We start from the raw sequence: 17849 nt of genomic DNA, 5'->3' as shown, positions 1-17849 counted from the left end.
GGCTGGGCGCAGCCGGTTGCGTGCTTTCCGTAACATTGCTATCCGTGCCGGAAACCGGAAGTGCCCGGTTGCCCACCCGCGGCGAGCTCGGGGTGTGGCGATCCTTCCTCCGGGCCCACGCGCGACTGACTCGGATCCTGGAAGCCGAACTGATCGCCGAGCAGCGGCTCTCGCTCGCGGCCTACGACGTCCTCGTGCAACTGGCGGAGGCGCCGCAGTACCGGCTGCGGATGACGGAGCTGGCGGACGCCGTGCTGCTGTCCCGCTCCGGGGTGACCAGGCTCGTCGACCGGTTGGAGCGCGCGGGGCTCGTGCTGCGGGAGCGTGCCGACGGCGACGGCCGCGGCGTGGTGGCGGTGCTGACACCGCTGGGCCTGGACCGCCTGCGAACAGCCTCCGGCACCCACCTCACGGGTGTCGTCCGGCACTTCGCCGAGGTGTTCGACCGGGCGGAGCTGGAGGCGTTCGGCCGGTACTGCGACCGCTTCGCGAGCGACCAGGGGTTATGACGGGACGTCGTCCCACCGCGGGTCGTCCTTGAGGCTCCCGCGCTTGCGCTCGCGGAACACCCGGTCGAGCTCGCTGCGCAGGTAGTCGCGGGTCGCCACCTCGCCGATCGCGATGCGCAGGGCCGCGAGCTCGCGCGCGAGGTACTCGGTGTCCGCCTTGGTCTGGGCGGCGCGGGCGCGGTCCTCCTCCAGCGACACGCGGTCGCGGTCGTCCTGCCGGTTCTGGGCGAGCAGGATGAGCGGCGCGGCGTAGGCGGCCTGGGTGGAGAACGCCAGGTTGAGCAGGATGAACGGGTACGGGTCCCAGCGCAGGCCCACCGCGACCAGGTTCAACGTGATCCACACGATGACGACCAGCGTCTGCCAGAACAGGAACTTCCCGGTCCCGAGGAACCGGGCGAGCCGCTCGGAGAACCGGCCGAACGCCTCCGGGTCGAGCTGGAGGCGGAAGCGGCCGGGCCGGCGCGGCTGGTCGAGGCGGCGGCGCGGCAGCAGCTCAGGCATGGGTCAGCCCCGTTTCCCGCCAGTTGTCCGGCAGCAGGTGGTCGAGCACGTCGTCCACGGTGACCGCGCCGAGCAGGTGGTCGTCCTCGTCCACGACCGGGCCGCACACGAGGTTGTAGGTAGCGAAGTAGCGGGTGACGTCGCTGAGGGTCGCGCGGGGCGTGAGCGTGGTCAGGTCGGTGTCCAGGACGCCCGCGACCAGGTCGGACGGGGGTTCGCGCAGCAGCCGCTGGATGTGCACGCAGCCCAGGTAGCGGCCGGTCGGGGTGGCGGTGGGCGGGCGGCACACGAACACCATGCTGGCCAGCGCGGGTGTGAGGTCGGGGTTGCGGACGTGGGCCAGCGCCTCGGCGACCGTCGCGTCCGGGGCGAGCACGACGGGTTCGGGGGTCATCAGGCCGCCCGCGGTGTCGTAGCTGTACTCCAGCAGGCGTTTGACCGGCGCGGACTCCTCGGGCTCCATGAGCTCCAGCAGGCGGTCCTTCTCCGGTTCGGGGAGCTCGCCCAGCAGGTCGGCGGCGTCGTCTGGGTTCATCGCCTCCAGCACGTCGGCGGCGCGCTCGTCGTCCAGGTGGGCCAGGAGGTCCTTCTGGTCGTCCTCGGGCAGCTCCTCGATGACGTCGGCGAGCCGCTCGTCGTCCAGCGCCTCGGCCACCTCGTAGCGGCGCTTGCTGGGCAGGCTGTGCAGGGCCAGCGCCACGTCCGCCGCGCGCATGGTCTCGAAGATCGCCACCAGGTGCTGCGCGCCCTGCGGCTGGCCCGCCAGCTCGGTGACCGACAGCCCGGAGATCTCCTCCCACTTCAACACCTGCACGGGACCGCGCCGGGCCAGCCGCCCGGTGCGCTCGCGGACGGCGACCCGGGTCATCCGCCAGTCGCGGGTGCGGGTGGGTTCCATGGCGGCGTCGACCAGCACGGCGGACGCGCCGGAGTCGAGGTGGACGCGCGCGTCGAGCAGTTCGCCGACCACCAGCACCTCGTTGGTGCGCTGGTGGAACTGCCGCAGGTTGACCGACCCGGTGGCGAGCGTCACGGCGTTGGGTTCGATGGAGGTGACCCGCAGCATGGGCACGAAGATCCGCCGGCGCGTCGCCAGCTCCAGCACCAGCCCCAGCACGCGCGGCGGCTGGCGGTCCACGCGCAACCCGATGACCAGGTCGCGCACCTTGCCGATCGACTCGCCGTCCGGCCCGAAGACGGGCAGCCCGGCCAGCTGCGCGGCGAAAACCCGGTTCACGGCAACCACGCCGCCAGGCTAGCCGTCAGCCGGCGGGAATGCCGATCACGGACGGCAACCGGCGGTGGCCCGGGTCACAATCAATCCCAGGGGCTGCCGCTCGATGTACGGGCGAGATCCGCACTGACGCGCAGGAGCAGCCGATGAACGACACAGCCGGCACAAACCCGACCGACGGCAGCCAGGAGCCGATTATCGGCGCCCTGCTGCGCGAACGGTCCCGCCGGACGACGGTGACCACCGTGCTCGACCACTTGAGGATCGTCGGAGGGCGGTTCGCCGAGCACCGCGCGGACGGCAGCGCCTGGTCGGTGTCGGTCCCGCCGCCGCACCGGGAGGCGTCCGAGCGGTGAGCGAAGAACCCGTCGATCGCGACAACGCGTCCGCGCGGCGCGAGTTCCGCGAGTTCTTCGAGGCGAACTACGAGGCGCTGTGCGCCTTCTGCCGCAGGTACCCCGGTCAGCGGGTGGCCGCTGAAGACGCGGCACAAGCAGCCTTGGCGGAGCTGTGGGCGAGGTGGTGGTCCGTGCCGGCGAAGGAACGCCGCGCGTGGACGTTCGGTGTCGCGCGGAACAAGGTCGTGGACCAAGTGCGCCGCTGGGAACTCGACCACCGCGCGGTCACCCGGCTCGCGGGCTCCCTGGTGGCCGACCAGCCGGACTCGGTCGCCGAACTGGTCGTGGTCCGGTCGGCGATCATGGCTTTGAAACCGGACCAGAGGGATGTCGCCCTCATGCTGTGCGCGGGCTTGGACGCGGAGGAGATCGCGACAGCGCTGCACATCAAGACGAGTTCGGCACGCTCGCTCACCTCTCGCGTGCGGCGGACGCTGCGCAAGGCCCTGGAGATCCAACGCCGCAACGCGCGGTCGACGCCGACCGCCGATGCGGCGATCGAGGGAGGGTGGCTCGCATGATCGGCACGGATTGGGTGGTGAGTGTCGCGGCCGCGTCAGTCGCTGCGGTGGTTGTGGTCGCCTTCGCGGTCCGGACCCTGAAGCGGGAGCCGGCGGTCAGCGAAGAGGACCTCGACCAGGTGCTCGCCGCGCTGAACCGCGTGGAGGCGCGCGGCACGCCGGCGTCCCGAGCCGACCGGGCCGCGGCGCTCGCTCGGATCTTGGAGGCGCAGCCGGAACCGGGAGGATCACCGGTTCGGGCAGTGCCGAGCACCGGTCGCGTGCGAGCCGGGCGTTGGAGGTGGCGCCTGTCGACCGTGGCGGATGTGGTGAAGCTCCTCCGCAAGACCGTGGTGCTGGTCACGGTCATGGTCGGGATGCTGCTACCCGGTGCTGCGGATCCCTGGTCTATGAACTCCTTGGCCGAGTCCGGCCATCGCGGTGCTGATGTCGGATCCACCGACAGGCCCTAGGGTCGGTGACGTGCTCAGCTATGACGTGGTGGACGTGTTCACCGACCGGGCGTTCGCCGGCAACCCGCTGGCGGTCGTGCACGGGGCCGAGGAGCTGTCGGACGGGCAGTTGCAGGCGCTGGCCCGGGAGTTCGGGTTGTCCGAGACCGCGTTCCCGCTGCCGCCCGGTCCCGGCGCGGACTACCGGCTGCGGATCTTCACCCCGTCGACCGAGCTGCCGTTCGCGGGACTGCCCAGCATCGGCACGGCGTGGGTGCTCGGGTCGTCGGGGCGGCTGGAGCTCGGGTCGCGGGTGCAGGAGACGGCTCGCGGGCGGCACGAGGTGGTCGTGCGGGAGGACGGGGCCACGCTCGCCGGGGCCACGCCGGTCGTCGGCGACTACCTCGACGCGGCGCCGCTGGCCGGTGCGCTCGGGCTGTTCCTGTCCGATGTGGACCCGCACGCCGAGGCCGGGGTGGCGGGCGCGGGCATGGACTTCACGTTCCTGCCGGTGCGGGACGGTGCCGTGGGGCGGGCCAAGGCGCAGATCTCGTTGCCGGACCACGTCGTCGGGCGCGGGCTGGTGCCGGTGTGCTTCTCCGGCGGGACGGCGCACGTTCGGATGTTCCGGGCCACCGGCGGCGAGGACGCGGCCACGGGCGCGGCGGCGTTGGCGCTGGGCGCGTGGCTGGTCGACCGGGGGTTGCTGCCGCCCGAAGGGAAGCACGAAGTGGTTGTGCGGCAAGGCGAAGAGGTCGGGCGACCGTCCATTGTGGAGCTGACCGTGACGGCGCTCGGTGGTGTCGCCACGCACGTGTGGGTGGGCGGGAAGGTCGTGCCGGTGGCCCAGGGGAAGATCAGAGTCCCCGAGCGGTGAACGCCCGCGCGATCGCCTCGCACTTCGCCGCCAGCTCCGCCTCGCCCTCCGCGGCGCACCACAGCCAGTTGTCCACCGCCCGGTAGGCCACCCAGCGCCGCGCCCGGTCCACGTCCAACTCGCCGATGTCGCAGATCGCGGCGAACCGGTCCCACAGGCCGCGCTCGCCGTCGACCTCCGACCACCGGTTCCACAGCAGCGGGATGACGCCGTACTCGCGGTCGCCGGCCAGCGGCTTGGGGTCGATCATCAGCCACGGCTCGCGGGTGCCGCGCAGGACGTTCTCGTAGTGCAGATCCTCGTTGACCAGCGTGTTCCCGGCGGTCTTCGCCAGCTCGGCGCCCAACTCGGTGGCCAGTTCGGCGAAGCGCTCGGGGACGTAGCCGTCGTTCTCCTCGGTGAGGTCGTCGGTCTCCGTGGTCCGGAAGCCCGGTCCGGCGGGTTGGCGCAGGCGGCGCAGGAGGCCGCCGGTGACCTCCAGGGCCTCCTCCATCGAGGTGTCGAGCAGGGACCGGGTGTGGTCGAGGCGTTCCAGCAGGAGGGCGCCGTGCTCGTCGTCGTGGTCGAGCAGCCGGACGACGCCGTTGCCGTCCCACGCCTTCAGCGCCAGCGGCTCCTGGCGGGTCTCCTCGTCCAACCACGTCAGCTTGAGCACGGCCGGGTGCCCGTCCGCCCGGCGCACGGGCAGGACGACGGCGACGTAGCCGTGCATCAGGTCACCGTCGGGGGTGAGGTCCCAGCGGGCGCAGAACTTCGTGGCCAGCGCGGGCAGGCCGGCCTTCCAGGCCGCGCCCTCCTCGCCCAGCCAGGACGCGAAGTCCGGCGGCACGGTGATCACGAGACCTCCAAGCGGTAGACCGACTCCCACGCCGGCGTGGTGTTCAGGCGGGCGGTCCGCAGGGCCGCGGCGGTGTCCTCGTCCACCTCCACCAGGCGGGCCGTCACCGGGACGTCCACCAGGTGCGAGTGGGTCGAGGGCGAGCGGACGGTGAGCACGCAGGCCACGCCGTCGCGCAGGCCCGGCACCTCCTGCTCCGTCCCGCCCACGGCGACCAGGACCGTCTCGTCCCGCCACAGCGCCCACACCAGGCGGGCGGGGTGCCCGTCCGGCGCGACCCAGACGGCGGCGGCCTTGCGCAGCGCGTTGTCCAGCACGCGGGTGATCTCCACCGGTTCAGCCTGCCACGGCCCTGTGAATCGGGACTCACGAAATAGCGGCGGTCCGGCGTGCGTGCCACCCTTCGCACAAGACAGTTACCGGCCGGTACGAGGAGGTACCCCAGTGGTCGACCAGCAGCGTCCCCGTCGCTCGTGTCTGGCCGTGCCCGGGTCCAGCCAGAAGATGATCGACAAGGCCCGCACGCTGCCCGCGGACCAGGTCTTCCTCGACCTGGAGGACGCCTGCGCGCCGCTGGCCAAGCCCGACGCGCGCAAGACGATCGTGGCCTCCCTCAACGAAGGCGGCTGGGGCGACAAGGCCCGCGTGGTCCGCGTGAACGACTGGACCACCGAGTGGACCTACCGCGACGTCACCGAGGTCGTCGAGGGCGCGGGCGCGAACCTGGACTGCATCATGCTGCCCAAGGTGCAGACCGCGGAGCAGGTGCACGCGCTGGACCTGCTGCTCACCCAGATCGAGAAGACCATGGGCTACGAGGTCGGCCGCATCGGCATCGAGGCCCAGATCGAGAACGCGCTGGGTCTGATCAACGTCAACGCGATCGCCACGGCGTCCCCGCGCGTGGAGACCATCATCTTCGGCCCGGCCGACTTCATGGCGTCGATCAACATGAAGTCCCTGGTGGTCGGCGAGCAGCCGCCGGGCTACGACGTCGGCGACGCGTACCACTACATCCTCATGCAGATCCTGATGGCCGCGCGCGCCCACGACAAGCAAGCCATCGACGGCCCGTACCTGCAGATCAGGGACGTCGAGGGCTTCAAGCGCGTGGCGGGCCGCTCGGCCGCGCTGGGCTTCGACGGCAAGTGGGTGCTGCACCCGGGCCAGATCGACGCGGCGAACGAGGTCTTCAGCCCGAAGCAGGACGACTACGACCACGCCGAGAACATCCTCGACGCGTACGACTACTTCACCTCCGAGAAGGGCGGCAAGCGCGGCGCGGTCATGCTCGGCGACGAGATGATCGACGAGGCCTCCCGCAAGATGGCCCTGGTCATCTCCTCGAAGGGCCGCGCGGCCGGCATGTCCCGCACGAACGTGTGGACCCCGCCGGAGGACTGAGCCGCTCCGAACGGCCGGTTGTGACGTTGCGTGCCGGGCGGGCCACTTTGTGCTGGTCCGCCCGGTGAGCATTCCCACAAACCGTCGCCCTGAGTGGCGATCATGGGGTGGTCCGTGTGCATGGTGGCTGCCATGTCACGGACCCGTAACGCGAGGCCCCGGATACGGCTGTTCCGCCGGCGGCCCGCCGACGACCTGTTGGAGCGCAGCTTCCGCACCTGTCCCGGCTGCGCGGCCGACGTGCACGTGTTCGCCGAGGTGTGCCGCCACTGCGGTGGCGAGTTGGAGTTGGCCGCGTCCTGAGGCTCAGCGCGTGACCGGCTCGGCGCCTGACAGGCTCAGCGCGTGACCGTGAAGGTGCTGACGATGTTGCCGCCCTCCCGCACGATCCAGTAGACCGCGACCACCCACAGGATGATCGCGATGATCCCCAGGACCGTGAACACGCTGCCCAGCACGATGCCCGCGGTGGCCAGGCCGCGGCCCTCCTCGCCGGTCCGCTTGATCTGGTTCTTCGCCACGATCCCCAGGACGATCCCGGCGGGTGCGAAGACGAACGCGCAGATCAGTGCCGCGATCGCCATGCCGTTGGTGCTGCGGGGCGGCGGGTAGTAGCCGGGTTGCTGGTAGTGGGTCATCGGCGCGCTCCCTGGGTCCGCGGTGGTGGGGAAGGGTAGTCGCTGTTTCGGTTCAGCGCGTGGCGATGAGCACCTTCGTGACGCGAACGTGCGTTAACCGGTCCATACTCGCCGGTAACCCCGGAGCTACGAAGGGAAACGTGCGATGGCGCGCCTGGCCCAGACCGCTGGACTGACCGACATCCAGGAGGAGATCCTCTCCACGGTCCGCACCTTCGTGGACAAGGAGATCATCCCGCACGCGCAGGCGCTGGAGCACGGCGACACCTACCCGGCGGACATCGTCGAGGGCATGAAGGAGATGGGCCTGTTCGGGCTCACCATCCCCGAGGAGTTCGGCGGCCTGGGCGAGTCGCTGCTGACCTACGCGCTCGTGGTCGAGCAGATCGCGCGCGGCTGGATGTCGGTGTCCGGCGTGATCAACACCCACTTCATCGTCGCGCACATGCTCAAGCAGCACGGCACCGACGAGCAGAAGCAGAAGTACCTGCCCCGCATGGCCACCGGCGAGGTGCGCGGCTCGTTCTCCATGTCCGAGCCGGAACTGGGGTCCGACGTCGCCGCCATCCGCACCCGCGCCGTGCGCGAGGGCGACGAGTTCGTCATCAACGGTCAGAAGATGTGGCTGACCAACGGCGGCACGTCCAACCTCACCGCCGTCCTGGTGCGCACCGACGAGGGCGCGGACAAGCCGCACCAGAACCTGACCACGTTCCTGGTCGAGAAGCCCGAGGGGTACGGCGAGGTCCTGCCGGGCCTGACCATCCCCGGCAAGATCGACAAGATGGGTTACAAGGGCGTCGACACGACCGAGATGGTCTTCGACGGCTTCCGGATCTCCCCCGAGCAGGTGCTCGGCGGGCAGACCGGCCAGGGCTTCCGGCACATGATGGACGGCGTCGAGGTCGGCCGGGTCAACGTCGCCGCCCGCGCGTGCGGCATCGCCATCCGCTCGTTCGAACTGGCCATCGAGTACGCGCAGCAGCGCAAGACCTTCGGCAAGCCGATCGTCGAGCACCAGGCCATCGCGTTCAAGCTGGCCGAGATGGCGACCAAGGTCGAGGCCGCCCACCTCATGATGGTCAACGCGGCCCGCCTGAAGGACTCCGGCGCGCGCAACGACGTCGAGGCCGGCATGGCGAAGCTGATCGCGTCCGAGTACTGCGCCGAGGTGACGCAGGAGGCGTTCCGCATCCACGGCGGGTACGGGTACTCGAAGGAGTACGAGATCGAGCGCCTCATGCGCGAGGCCCCGTTCCTGCTGATCGGCGAGGGCACCAGCGAGATCCAGAAGACGATCATCAGCCGGGGCCTGCTGCGCGACTACCAGTCCCGGGGTTGAGCCTTTCGCCGGGGACCTCGACCCGTGCACAGCGGGTCGAGGTCACGGTAGCGTTGAGTTCCGCCGCACCCGTTTCGCGCTGTTCGCCCCGTGTTGGCAGGATGGGGTGATCAGCACCGCGAAGAGGTGGTCACCGTGACGAGTTCCTTCTCCGGCCAGAACCGACCCGGGGTGCCGCCGCGCCTGCCCACGCCACCCACCGGGTGGCCGATCGGCTCCTACGCCACCTACGAGGAGGCGCAGCGCGCGGTCGACTTCCTCGCCGACGGGGACTTCCCCGTCCAGGAGGTCACCATCGTCGGCGTCGACCTGATGCTGGTCGAACGCGTCACCGGTCGGCTGACGTGGGGACGGGTGCTGGGCACCGGGGCCGCGTCGGGCGCGTGGTTCGGCCTGTTCGTGGGCGTGCTGCTGTCGCTGTTCAACACGACGGCCAGCGCCGGGTTCGGGCCGATCCTGGTGGGGCTGACGGTCGGTGTCGCCTTCGGCATCATCTTCGCCGCGGTCGGGTACGGGTCGGCGCGGGGCAAGCGGGACTTCCAGTCGGCCAGCCAGCTGGTCGCCGGGCGGTACGACGTGCTGTGCCAGCCGAGGTCCGCCGAGCGGGGCCGGGACCTGCTGGCCAAGCTGGCGATGCGCCCGGCCGACACCAACCACAAGGACTGACCCGCGTACTCGGGCCGGCTGCGGCTCGCTCCCGCCCACCCGCTGCGAGCACATCCCACGCCACCACCCGCCCACCCCGCACCCACCCACCGACCACTCGCCGAACCACAGGTTTGGAACTCGTGATCACCGGGTAGAGCCGTTCCGGGCTCCGGTGGTTGCGGCACCTGATCATCGGGCCTACGTTCGATCCACCGGTCGGCCGTGCCGCGGTCGTGCCGGTGGGCACGACGAGGTGCCGGGCGGTGCGGTCTGGCTCCTCCGTTCGTCGGGAAGGAGGGCAGGGCCGATGAGGCGTCATCGGTTGGCCGCCGCCGGGGGTGCCGCGCTGGTCGCGGTGTCCGCGTTGGCGGGGTGCGGCTCGGGTGGCGGCGGGGTCACCATCAACGTCTACAAGTACCCGCAGGAGAACTTCCAGAAGATCGTCGACCGCTGCAACGAGCAGGCCGACGGCTACCAGATCGTCTACCACAAGCTGCCCCGCGAGGCCGACGGCCAGCGCGAGCAGATGGTCCGCCGGCTCGCCGCCGAGGACTCCGGCATGGACGTCCTCGCCTTGGACGTCACCTGGACCGCGGAGCTGGCCAAGGCCGGCTGGATCAAGGAGTTCACCGGGTCCGCGAAGTCCCAGGTCGAGAACGGCACGCTGGAGACCCCGCTGGACACGGCCCGCTACGAGGGCCGCCTCTACGGCGCTCCGGACAACACCAACGTCCAGCTCCTCTGGTACCGCAGCGACCTCGTCCCCACCCCGCCCAAGACCTGGGACGAGATGATCAAGATGGGCACCGACCTGAAGAACCAGGGCAAACCCGGTCTGGTCGAGGCCCAGGGCAAGCAGTACGAGGGCCTGGTCGTCCTGTTCAACACGCTGGTCAACTCCGCGGGCGGGCAGATCCTCGACGAGAACGGCACCAAGGCGATCATCGACGACAAGGCCGTCGAGGCGCTGGAGGTCCTGAAGAAGTTCGCGACCTCGCCGGTGGCCGACCCGTCCTTCTCGAACTTCGCCGAGGACGACGCCCGCCTGGCCATGGAGAACGGCAAGGCCGCCTTCATGCTCAACTGGCCCTACGTCTACGCCGCCGCCCAGAAGAAGCCCGAGTTCGCCCCGAACTTCAAGTGGGCGCCCTACCCCTCGGTCAACGGCGACGACGCCAAGGTGACCGTCGGCGGCATCAACTACGCCGTCAGCGCCTTCACCCGGCACTCCGAGCAGTCCTTCGACGCCGTCATGTGCCTGCGCAGCGCCGAGAGCCAGAAGTTCGCGGCCATCAACGACGGCGTCCCGCCGACCATCGAGTCGGTCTACGACGACCCGGAGATGGCCAAGCCGTACCCGATGAAGGAAGCGATCCTGGAGACGCTGAAGGGCGCGAGCGTCCGCCCGCGCACCCCGGCCTACCAGAACGTCTCGACCGTCATCTCCACCATCCTGTCCCCGCCCGGCAGCATCGACCCGAAGGCCACCGCGGACCGCCTGAGGCAGGAGTTGCAGGACGCGCTCGACTCGAAGGGGGTGCTGCCGTGAGCCACGCACTCACCACGGAGACCAAGGAGCCGAAGCTCTCCCCGAAGGCGAGAGCCGCCCTGTCCGAGGGCAAGAAGGCCGAACGCCGGCTCGGGCTCCTGCTCTGCGCGCCGGCGATCATCGTCATGGCCGCGGTCGCCGGGTGGCCGATCATCTACTCGATCTGGCTGTCCCTCCAGCGCTACGACCTGAAGTTCCCGGACCGGCAGGAGTTCGTCGGCCTGGACAACTACGTCACCGTGCTGTCCAACTCGTACTGGTGGAACGCCCTGTGGATCACGGTCGTGATCACCGTGGTGTCCGTCGTGATCGAGCTGGTGCTGGGCATGGTGCTGGCGCTGATCATGCACCGCACGCTGGTCGGGCGCGGCATCGTGCGGACGTCCTCGCTCATCCCGTACGGCATCGTCACCGTCGTCGCCGCGTTCTCGTGGCGCTACGCGTGGACGCCGGGCACCGGGTACCTCGCCGAGATCGTGGCCGGCGGCGAACCGGTGCTGACCGAGAAGATCCCGGCGGTCATGGTGGTGATCCTGGCCGAGATCTGGAAGACCACGCCGTTCATGGCCCTGCTGCTGATGGCGGGCCTGGCCCTGGTGCCCGACGACCTGCTCAAGGCCGCCGCGATGGACGGCGCGAACGCCTGGCAGCGGTTCACCAAGGTCATGGTGCCGGTGATGAAGCCCGCGATCCTGGTGGCGCTGCTGTTCCGCACCCTCGACGCGTTCCGCATCTTCGACAACCTGTTCGTGCTCACCGGCGGCTCGCAGGGCACGTCCTCGGTCTCGATGATCACCTACAACAACCTGATCAAGGGCCTGAACCTGGGCATCGGCTCCACCATGTCGGTGCTGATCTTCATCGCCGTGGCGATCATCGCGTTCGTCTTCATCAAGCTGTTCGGCACCGCCGCGCCGGGCAGCGACAACGGGGGGAGGCGCTGATGGCCGGCATCGGCGGCGCCGAGACCACGGGCCGCAAGGCCCGCTGGGCGGTGCTCAACATCCTCGTCGTGGTCTACGCGCTGTTCCCCGTGCTGTGGATCGTGTCGCTGTCGTTCAAGACCAAGGACACCCTCGCGGACGGCAACTTCATCCCGCGCAAGTGGACCTTCGACAACTACGCGGCGATCTTCTCCACCACGGAGTTCGTGCGGGCGCTGGTCAACTCGATCGGCATCGCGCTGATCGCCACCGCCATCGCGGTCGTGTTCGGCACGATGGCCGCCTACGCGATCGCCCGCCTGGACTTCCCCGGCAAGCGGGTCCTGGTGGGCGTGTCGCTGCTGGTGTCGATGTTCCCGCAGATCTCGCTGATCTCGCCGCTGTTCCAGATCGAGCGGTCGCTGGGCCTGTTCGACACCTGGCCCGGCCTGATCCTGCCCTACATCACCTTCGCGCTGCCGCTGGCGATCTACACGCTGTCGGCGTTCTTCCGCGAGATCCCGTGGGAGCTGGAGAAGGCTGCGAAGATGGACGGCGCGACCCCCGGGCAGGCGTTCCGCCGGGTCATCGCGCCGCTGGCCGCGCCGGGCGTGTTCACCACGGCGATCCTGGTGTTCATCTTCTGCTGGAACGACTTCCTGTTCGCGATCTCGCTGACCTCCACCGAGCGCTCGCGCACGGTCCCGGTGGCGCTGTCGTTCTTCACCGGCAGCTCCCAGTTCGAGGACCCGACCGGGTCGATCGCCGCCGCCGCGGTGGTGATCACCATCCCGATCATCCTGTTCGTGTTGTTCTTCCAGCGTCGGATCGTCGCCGGTCTGACCTCCGGCGCCGTCAAGGGGTGAAGCAATGGCCGAGATCGTGCTCGACAAGGTGACCAAGCAGTACCCGGACGGCGCACTGGCCGTGAAGGACGTCGACATCGAGATCGCCGACGGCGAGTTCATCATCCTGGTCGGCCCGTCGGGCTGCGGGAAGTCCACGACGCTGAACATGATCGCCGGGCTGGAGGACATCACGTCCGGCGAGCTGCGCATCGGCGGCGAGCGGGTCAACGAGCGCGCGCCCAAGGACCGGGACATCGCGATGGTGTTCCAGTCCTACGCGCTGTACCCGCACATGACGGTGAAGGAGAACATGGCCTTCCCGCTGCGGCTGGCGAAGGTCGACAACGCGACCGTGGAGAAGAAGGTCCGGGACGCCGCCGAGATCCTGGACCTGACCCAGCACCTGGACCGCAAGCCGTCCAACCTGTCCGGCGGCCAGCGGCAGCGCGTGGCGATGGGGCGGGCGATCGTGCGCAGCCCCAAGGCGTTCCTCATGGACGAGCCGCTGTCCAACCTGGACGCCAAGCTGCGCGTGCAGATGCGGACGTCGGTGTCCCGGTTGCAGAAGCAGCTGGGCACCACCACCGTGTACGTCACGCACGACCAGACCGAGGCGATGACCCTCGGCGACCGGGTCGTGGTGATGCGCGGCGGCGCGGTGCAGCAGGTCGGGGCGCCGCAGTTCCTGTACGACCACCCCGCCAACCTGTTCGTCGCGGGGTTCATCGGCTCGCCGTCGATGAACTTCGTGCCCGCGTCGCTGGAGGACGGGACGCTGCGCTCGGCGCTGGGCGACGTGCCGCTCACCGACCGGGTCCGGCGGCTGCTGGAGGGCGCCGACGCGCCCCGCGAGGTGATCATGGGCCTGCGCCCGGAGCACTTCGAGGACGCGCGGCTGGTGGAGGAGCACCAGCGGGGCCACGGCGTGACGTTCACCGACCACGTGGACGTGCTGGAGTCGATGGGCTCGGACAAGTTCGCCTACTTCAGCCTGGCCGGCGAGCAGGCCACCTCGCAGGAGCTGGCCGAACTGGCGGCCGACGCCGGGTCCGCCGACGTGCCCGGCGGGGGCGTCTCGCTGGTCACGCGCATCTCGGCGGCCTCGACGGCCACCGAGGGTGAGCAGGCCGAGATCTGGTTCGACGCCGACAAGGTGCAGCTGTTCGACCCGAAGACCGGGCGCAACCTCACGTATTCCGCCGAGTGATTGCCGGAGGGGGCCATCCGACGTGCGCGGACGGCCCCCTTTTGGCGTTGTCACACTGCGTTACTGACCAGCCAAGACCATCTGCCGGGACGAACTCCATAGGCCATTCAGCGCAGCAAAACCGCATCTCGCCGCTTTCGCGCGGCTTTCTCTTCTGCCGGTCCCCACGCTGGTCGAAGGCGGGGATAACCCCGATCGACGGGCGTCGGGGTAGGGGAGACCGCCGAGCACAGAGAAGAGCGCGCAATGGGGATTCTTGACGGGAAAGCAGTCGTGATCACCGGTGCCGGGCGGGGGCTGGGCGAGGCGTACGCGATGCACGCCGCGCAGGCGGGTGCCGCGGTGGTGGTCAACGACGTGGACGCCGACCTGGCCGAACAGGTCGCGGAGCACATCCGCGCCTACGGCGGCCGGGCGGTGGCCAGCACGCACACCGTGACCGACCCGACCGAGGCCGAGAAGATCGTCGGAATGTGCGTGACCGAGTTCGGGCGCCTGGACGGTCTCGTGAACAACGCCGGGCTGAACTACGAGACCCAACCGTGGGACGACGACCCGGAATCGGTGCGCCGAACGGTCGAGGTGAACCTGCTGGGTGTCATATACACCGGTGTCGCGGCCATGCGCGTGATGCGCGAACAGGGCAGCGGCTCGATCGTCAACATTTCGTCCGGCGCGTTCTTCGGACAGCGCAAACTCGCCACCTATGCGGCGACCAAGGGCGCGGTGGCCTCGCTCAGCCTCTCGTGGGCGCTGGACCTGGAGTCCGAGGGCATCCGCGTGAACGCCGTGTGCCCGGTCGCCCACACCCGGATGGTGTGGAAGTCGGAGCGGTCGCTGCGGGCGATCCCGGCCGACCGCACCCCCGGCAAGGTCGCGCCGCTGGTGCTGTTCCTGCTCAGCGACGCGGCGGACGGCATCACGGGCCAGATCGTGCGCTGCAACGGCCGCCAGCTCCACCTGGTCGGCCACCCGTACTTCAAGCAGCCGATCCTGGAGAGCGACACCTGGGACACGACGAGCGTGAAGCGCGCGTTCGACGGCGTCCTCCAGGCCCACCTGGAGCCGTTCGGCCTGGAGAAGCGCATGCCCCCGCGCCTGCGCGAACTGGTGGAACCCGGCCGCACGGCCTGATCCCCTCCTGACGGGCTCGGCCACCTTCGCGCGGTGGCCGAGCCGCCCGGTCGCGCCGACTGCCTCAGGGGGTGCAGTCGGCCGACCCGGAACCGGTCGCGGTGACGCGGGGCCTGACGGGGGCGGTGCACCGACACAGTTGCGCCGACCCCGACTTCGCCGCGCGCGAGGACGCCGAAGACGCGGGTCAGACCGTGCTCGTCCGCGCCGCTGATCCCGAGTGGTCTGATCACTCGGACGGCTGAGGAAAACGGAACCGGCCGGTGTCACCATCGAAGAGTGGGGACGCGCCGACCGAGGGTGACCGACTGGCGACTGGTGGTCCAGTCGCGGTTGGACCGCGTCCGCGCCGACCTCGCCGCACTCGGCCCACCCGACCCGCTCGACCTCGAGAGCCAGCAGTGGCGTGAGGTCGCCCGGCAGGAGGCGGCCGTGGTGGACGACATGATCAACCGGGAGGAGTCGCGGCTGAAGACCGTCGCCTCCTGGTGGTCCGGCTGGCACATCGAGCGGGCGTGGCGGTCGTTGCACGAGGCGGAGATCGCGGTCGTCGCGGCCGGGGACGGGTTCCTGGGGCGGTTGCCGGGGTTGAAGGCGCGGGTCGCGGAGAACCTCGACGAGGACGACCCGAGGCGGGTGGCCCTGGAGGAGTTGCGGCCGGGTGAGTTCCCGTTGTCCATCGAGCGGGAGATCGTGGTCGACGCGCTGCGGGCGTCGTTCGACAAGTCCGACTTCGCCCACGCGGGGTCCCGGGCGCTGCGGAACAAGCTGATCGCCGCTTCGGTGGTGCTGTTCGTGGTGAACACCCTGCTCGGGGTCATCGGGTGGACGCAGCCGGGGTGGATCCCGATGTGCGTCGGTTCCGAGCGGCTGCCCACGGTGTGCCCGTCGGGGAAGGCGGCGGCCGGCGCGGACGTGTGGCTGATCCAGGTGCTCGGCGCGTTCGGCGCGATCCTGTCGGCGGTGGTGCTGCTCCTGCGGCGGCGGCCGAGCCTCTCGCCGTACGTGATGATCGGCTACCAGGCGACGATCAAGATCCTGCTCGGCGCGGCCCTGGCGGTGATCGGCATCCTGGCCCTGGGCGCGGGCGTGACGACGGGCCTGATCGGGGTGGCGTCGCAGGCGGCACTGCTGCTGTGGGCCGTCATCCTCGGCTACTCCCAACAGATAGCGACCCGCCTCCTGGACAGCTACACCGACCGCGTGATGGACCAAGCCCGCCCACTACCCAGGCTGGAGGGCCAGCGCTGATGCCCGCGACCGGATCGCGGTCCCGCCGGGTCAGCGCCGGCGGGAGCGGAGGGTGTCGATCACGTCCGGGTCCCACCGGTGGGTGCGGATCAGGCGGTAGCGCTCGGTGGCCACCCACATGTACGCCTCCGTCTCCGTCCGGTCCCCGACCAGGTGGGCCTGACGCAGCATCTCCACCACCGGCACGTACTCCTCCCGGTACCAGCGCATCGCCACCGTCGCCCGGTCCAGCAGCACGCCCTCGTCCTGCATCAGGCGGAAGCCCCACGCCTCCACGTGCTCGCCGAGTTCCGCGTAGTCCCACGGGTCCGACAGCAGGACCTCCGCCCTCGCCTGGCCCGACAGCGGCACGCGTTCCAGGAACAGCCGGCGGTAGTCCTTGACGATCAGGTCGCCGCGGTGGCGGATGCCGTGGGCCGCGATCCTCGTCACGACCTCGGTCACGTACGCGTCGATCGTCGTCAGGCCCAGGGCGTGCGCGACCGACACCCGGTGGTGCCCGTCCTGGACGAAGTGCAGGTCACCGACCCGGTACACCTCGATGGGCGGCACGGTCTCGCCCCGCCGGGTCGCCAGCGCCAGCCGTTGCCAGCGTTCCCGGGTCCGGGCCGACGTGGGGCGGAAGCGGCGGTCGAAGTCGCGGGTGCGGTCCACGCTGCCGACGATCGAGTCCAGGCGGATCGTCTGCAGGCCCAGCCGCCGTTCGCTGACCAGGCCCAGCGCCTCCACGACCTCGTGGAACGGCAGCATGATGTTGACGTCGTCCGGCTCGCGGCGCAGCCACGCCGCCAGGCGCGACAGGACCTGCCGGCGTCGGGCGCGCAGGAAGTCGTTCTCGGCGTCGGCCTGCGGGAAACCGGTGTCCCGGCGCATCAGGGCACCTCCAGCACCTTGTAGCCCACCACGTTCACCACCCGGGTCGACCCGAGCCGCCGGTCCGGCTTGACTTCGCCGTGCGGGTGGATGTGGCCGTGCAGCAGCAGTTTCGGGCGCAGCCTGCGCACCCCGTCGTGCAGGCACGCGAAACCCCGGTGCGGCGGGTCGGGTTCGTCGCCGCAGTCGCGCGGCGGGGAGTGGGTGAGCAGGACGTCGACGTCCCGGCCGTCGCGCAGCTTCCGCCACGCCGCGAGCCGCGCCACCCGCCGCAACCGCCGCGCCTGCTGGCGCTCGGTCCACTGGTTGGGTCCGTCGTTGTACCGGATCGACCCGCCCAGCCCGGCGATCCGCAGCCCGGCCACGTCCACCACGGCCCCGTCGGCGTTGACCCCGCCCGCCGGACCGGGCCACCGCGCCGGCAGGCCCGCCCGGGTCCACAGGCCCCGGACGTTGGTGTAGCCGGACAGGTCCACGTCGTGGTTGCCCGGCACGAACACGCACGGCTTGTCCAGCGCCGAGGCCAGGAACTCCAGGTAGTCGAACGGCAGGTCGCCCGCCGCGACGACCAGGTCGACGTCGTGCCGCCGCACCTGGTCGGTCCACAACCGCTCGACCACCTCGTCCGCCACCGCGAGCACCTTCGCCACCCGTCGAGCCTAAGCGCCCGGACGCCTGCCGACGATCCGGCGAAACCGGTGTTTCCCCTGGTGCCGCACG

Annotated in this window: 23 protein-coding genes; 16 read left to right on the top strand and 7 right to left on the bottom strand. The window is 70.4% G+C overall.

The window, feature by feature from the left end:
• The first annotated feature begins 44 nt into the window (after positions 1-44).
• Positions 45-509, top strand: coding sequence for a MarR family winged helix-turn-helix transcriptional regulator (locus tag DFJ66_RS19150; RefSeq protein ID WP_170199531.1), 465 nt, complete (start codon positions 45-47; stop codon positions 507-509).
• On the opposite strand, the gene DFJ66_RS19145 is transcribed toward DFJ66_RS19150, so the two are convergent.
• On the bottom strand, positions 504-1013 hold the full coding sequence (locus tag DFJ66_RS19145; protein WP_121222941.1) for a DUF1003 domain-containing protein: 510 nt from the start codon (positions 1011-1013) through the stop codon (positions 504-506). The two genes, DFJ66_RS19150 and DFJ66_RS19145, sit on opposite strands and share 6 nt — an antisense overlap.
• Entirely contained in the window at positions 1006-2259 is a 1254-nt protein-coding gene (locus tag DFJ66_RS19140; protein ID WP_121222939.1) for a magnesium transporter MgtE N-terminal domain-containing protein, read from the bottom strand. Before DFJ66_RS19140 ends, DFJ66_RS19145 begins: the two co-directional genes overlap by 8 nt.
• Positions 2260-2393: 134 nt before the next feature.
• On the opposite strand from DFJ66_RS19140, the gene DFJ66_RS19135 reads away from it, so the two are divergent.
• Genes DFJ66_RS19135 through DFJ66_RS19120 form a run of 4 tightly spaced genes read left to right on the top strand, consistent with a single transcriptional unit; the run spans position 2394 to position 4474 of the window.
• Entirely contained in the window at positions 2394-2603 is a 210-nt protein-coding gene (locus DFJ66_RS19135) for a hypothetical protein (RefSeq protein WP_121222937.1), read from the top strand.
• Positions 2600-3166 (top strand): RNA polymerase sigma factor, encoded by a 567-nt coding sequence (locus DFJ66_RS19130; protein ID WP_170199529.1) that lies wholly within the window; start codon positions 2600-2602, stop codon positions 3164-3166. Before DFJ66_RS19135 ends, DFJ66_RS19130 begins: the two co-directional genes overlap by 4 nt.
• Entirely contained in the window at positions 3163-3618 is a 456-nt protein-coding gene (locus DFJ66_RS19125; protein ID WP_147459307.1) for a hypothetical protein, read from the top strand. The genes DFJ66_RS19130 and DFJ66_RS19125 overlap by 4 nt, the downstream gene beginning before the upstream one ends.
• Positions 3619-3628: 10 nt before the next feature.
• Positions 3629-4474, top strand: a complete 846-nt coding sequence (locus DFJ66_RS19120; RefSeq protein ID WP_246029818.1) for a PhzF family phenazine biosynthesis protein — start codon at positions 3629-3631, stop codon at positions 4472-4474.
• Here DFJ66_RS19120 and DFJ66_RS19115 read toward each other — a convergent pair.
• Entirely contained in the window at positions 4455-5312 is an 858-nt protein-coding gene (locus DFJ66_RS19115; RefSeq protein WP_121222931.1) for an aminoglycoside phosphotransferase family protein, read from the bottom strand. The two genes, DFJ66_RS19120 and DFJ66_RS19115, sit on opposite strands and share 20 nt — an antisense overlap.
• Complete coding sequence (locus DFJ66_RS19110) at positions 5309-5644, bottom strand: hypothetical protein (RefSeq protein ID WP_246029817.1); 336 nt, start codon at positions 5642-5644, stop codon at positions 5309-5311. The genes DFJ66_RS19115 and DFJ66_RS19110 overlap by 4 nt, the downstream gene beginning before the upstream one ends.
• A 112-nt stretch (positions 5645-5756) precedes the next feature.
• Here DFJ66_RS19110 and DFJ66_RS19105 point away from each other — a divergent pair, with 112 nt between their 5' ends.
• Positions 5757-6716 (top strand): HpcH/HpaI aldolase/citrate lyase family protein, encoded by a 960-nt coding sequence (locus tag DFJ66_RS19105; RefSeq protein ID WP_121222929.1) that lies wholly within the window; start codon positions 5757-5759, stop codon positions 6714-6716.
• Between the two features lie 132 nt (positions 6717-6848).
• Positions 6849-7019 carry a hypothetical protein gene (locus DFJ66_RS42845; protein ID WP_170199527.1) on the top strand — a complete coding sequence of 57 codons (171 nt, stop codon included), beginning with the start codon at positions 6849-6851 and terminating at the stop codon, positions 7017-7019.
• A gap of 35 nt (positions 7020-7054) precedes the next feature.
• Here DFJ66_RS42845 and DFJ66_RS19095 read toward each other — a convergent pair whose 3' ends face one another.
• Positions 7055-7354, bottom strand: a complete 300-nt coding sequence (locus DFJ66_RS19095; RefSeq protein ID WP_121222925.1) for a DUF4190 domain-containing protein — start codon at positions 7352-7354, stop codon at positions 7055-7057.
• A 145-nt stretch (positions 7355-7499) separates the two neighbouring features.
• On the opposite strand from DFJ66_RS19095, the gene DFJ66_RS19090 reads away from it, so the two are divergent.
• The 9 genes from DFJ66_RS19090 (at position 7500) to DFJ66_RS19055 (ending at position 16256) form a co-directional block, all read left to right on the top strand.
• A complete protein-coding gene (locus tag DFJ66_RS19090; RefSeq protein ID WP_121222923.1) occupies positions 7500-8696 on the top strand; it encodes an acyl-CoA dehydrogenase family protein in 1197 nt (398 codons plus the stop codon).
• Positions 8697-8831: 135 nt separating this feature from the next.
• The gene (locus tag DFJ66_RS19085) at positions 8832-9362 is read left to right on the top strand and encodes a general stress protein (RefSeq protein ID WP_121231388.1); all 531 of its coding nucleotides are present in this window, start codon (positions 8832-8834) and stop codon (positions 9360-9362) included.
• A gap of 289 nt (positions 9363-9651) precedes the next feature.
• Positions 9652-10893: an ABC transporter substrate-binding protein gene (locus DFJ66_RS19080; RefSeq protein ID WP_121222920.1), complete on the top strand. Its 1242-nt coding sequence runs from the start codon at positions 9652-9654 to the stop codon at positions 10891-10893.
• The gene (locus tag DFJ66_RS19075) at positions 10890-11837 is read left to right on the top strand and encodes a carbohydrate ABC transporter permease (protein ID WP_121222919.1); all 948 of its coding nucleotides are present in this window, start codon (positions 10890-10892) and stop codon (positions 11835-11837) included. The genes DFJ66_RS19080 and DFJ66_RS19075 overlap by 4 nt, the downstream gene beginning before the upstream one ends.
• Entirely contained in the window at positions 11837-12682 is an 846-nt protein-coding gene (locus DFJ66_RS19070; protein ID WP_121222917.1) for a carbohydrate ABC transporter permease, read from the top strand. Before DFJ66_RS19075 ends, DFJ66_RS19070 begins: the two co-directional genes overlap by 1 nt.
• Before the next feature lie 4 nt (positions 12683-12686).
• Positions 12687-13871, top strand: coding sequence for an ABC transporter ATP-binding protein (locus DFJ66_RS19065; protein WP_121222914.1), 1185 nt, complete (start codon positions 12687-12689; stop codon positions 13869-13871).
• A gap of 246 nt (positions 13872-14117) precedes the next feature.
• Positions 14118-15005, top strand: coding sequence for an SDR family NAD(P)-dependent oxidoreductase (locus DFJ66_RS19060; protein WP_121222913.1), 888 nt, complete (start codon positions 14118-14120; stop codon positions 15003-15005).
• 71 nt (positions 15006-15076) lie between these two features.
• Positions 15077-15250 (top strand): hypothetical protein, encoded by a 174-nt coding sequence (locus DFJ66_RS42840; RefSeq protein ID WP_170199525.1) that lies wholly within the window; start codon positions 15077-15079, stop codon positions 15248-15250.
• A 34-nt stretch (positions 15251-15284) separates the two neighbouring features.
• A complete protein-coding gene (locus tag DFJ66_RS19055; RefSeq protein ID WP_121222911.1) occupies positions 15285-16256 on the top strand; it encodes a hypothetical protein in 972 nt (323 codons plus the stop codon).
• A gap of 30 nt (positions 16257-16286) precedes the next feature.
• Here the strand turns inward: DFJ66_RS19055 and DFJ66_RS19050 are convergent, their stop codons facing one another.
• Both DFJ66_RS19050 and DFJ66_RS19045 read right to left on the bottom strand, forming a co-directional pair.
• Positions 16287-17129 carry a ParB N-terminal domain-containing protein gene (locus tag DFJ66_RS19050; RefSeq protein WP_121222909.1) on the bottom strand — a complete coding sequence of 281 codons (843 nt, stop codon included), beginning with the start codon at positions 17127-17129 and terminating at the stop codon, positions 16287-16289.
• Entirely contained in the window at positions 17129-17779 is a 651-nt protein-coding gene (locus DFJ66_RS19045; protein WP_121222907.1) for a metallophosphoesterase family protein, read from the bottom strand. Before DFJ66_RS19045 ends, DFJ66_RS19050 begins: the two co-directional genes overlap by 1 nt.
• Positions 17780-17849: the final 70 nt, after the last annotated feature.

The organism is Saccharothrix variisporea, from assembly GCF_003634995.1.
In the GTDB taxonomy this organism is placed as follows: domain Bacteria; phylum Actinomycetota; class Actinomycetes; order Mycobacteriales; family Pseudonocardiaceae; genus Actinosynnema; species Actinosynnema variisporeum.
The sequence above is the reverse complement of the archived record's forward strand: the minus strand, read 5'-3'. Positions and strand labels throughout refer to the sequence as shown.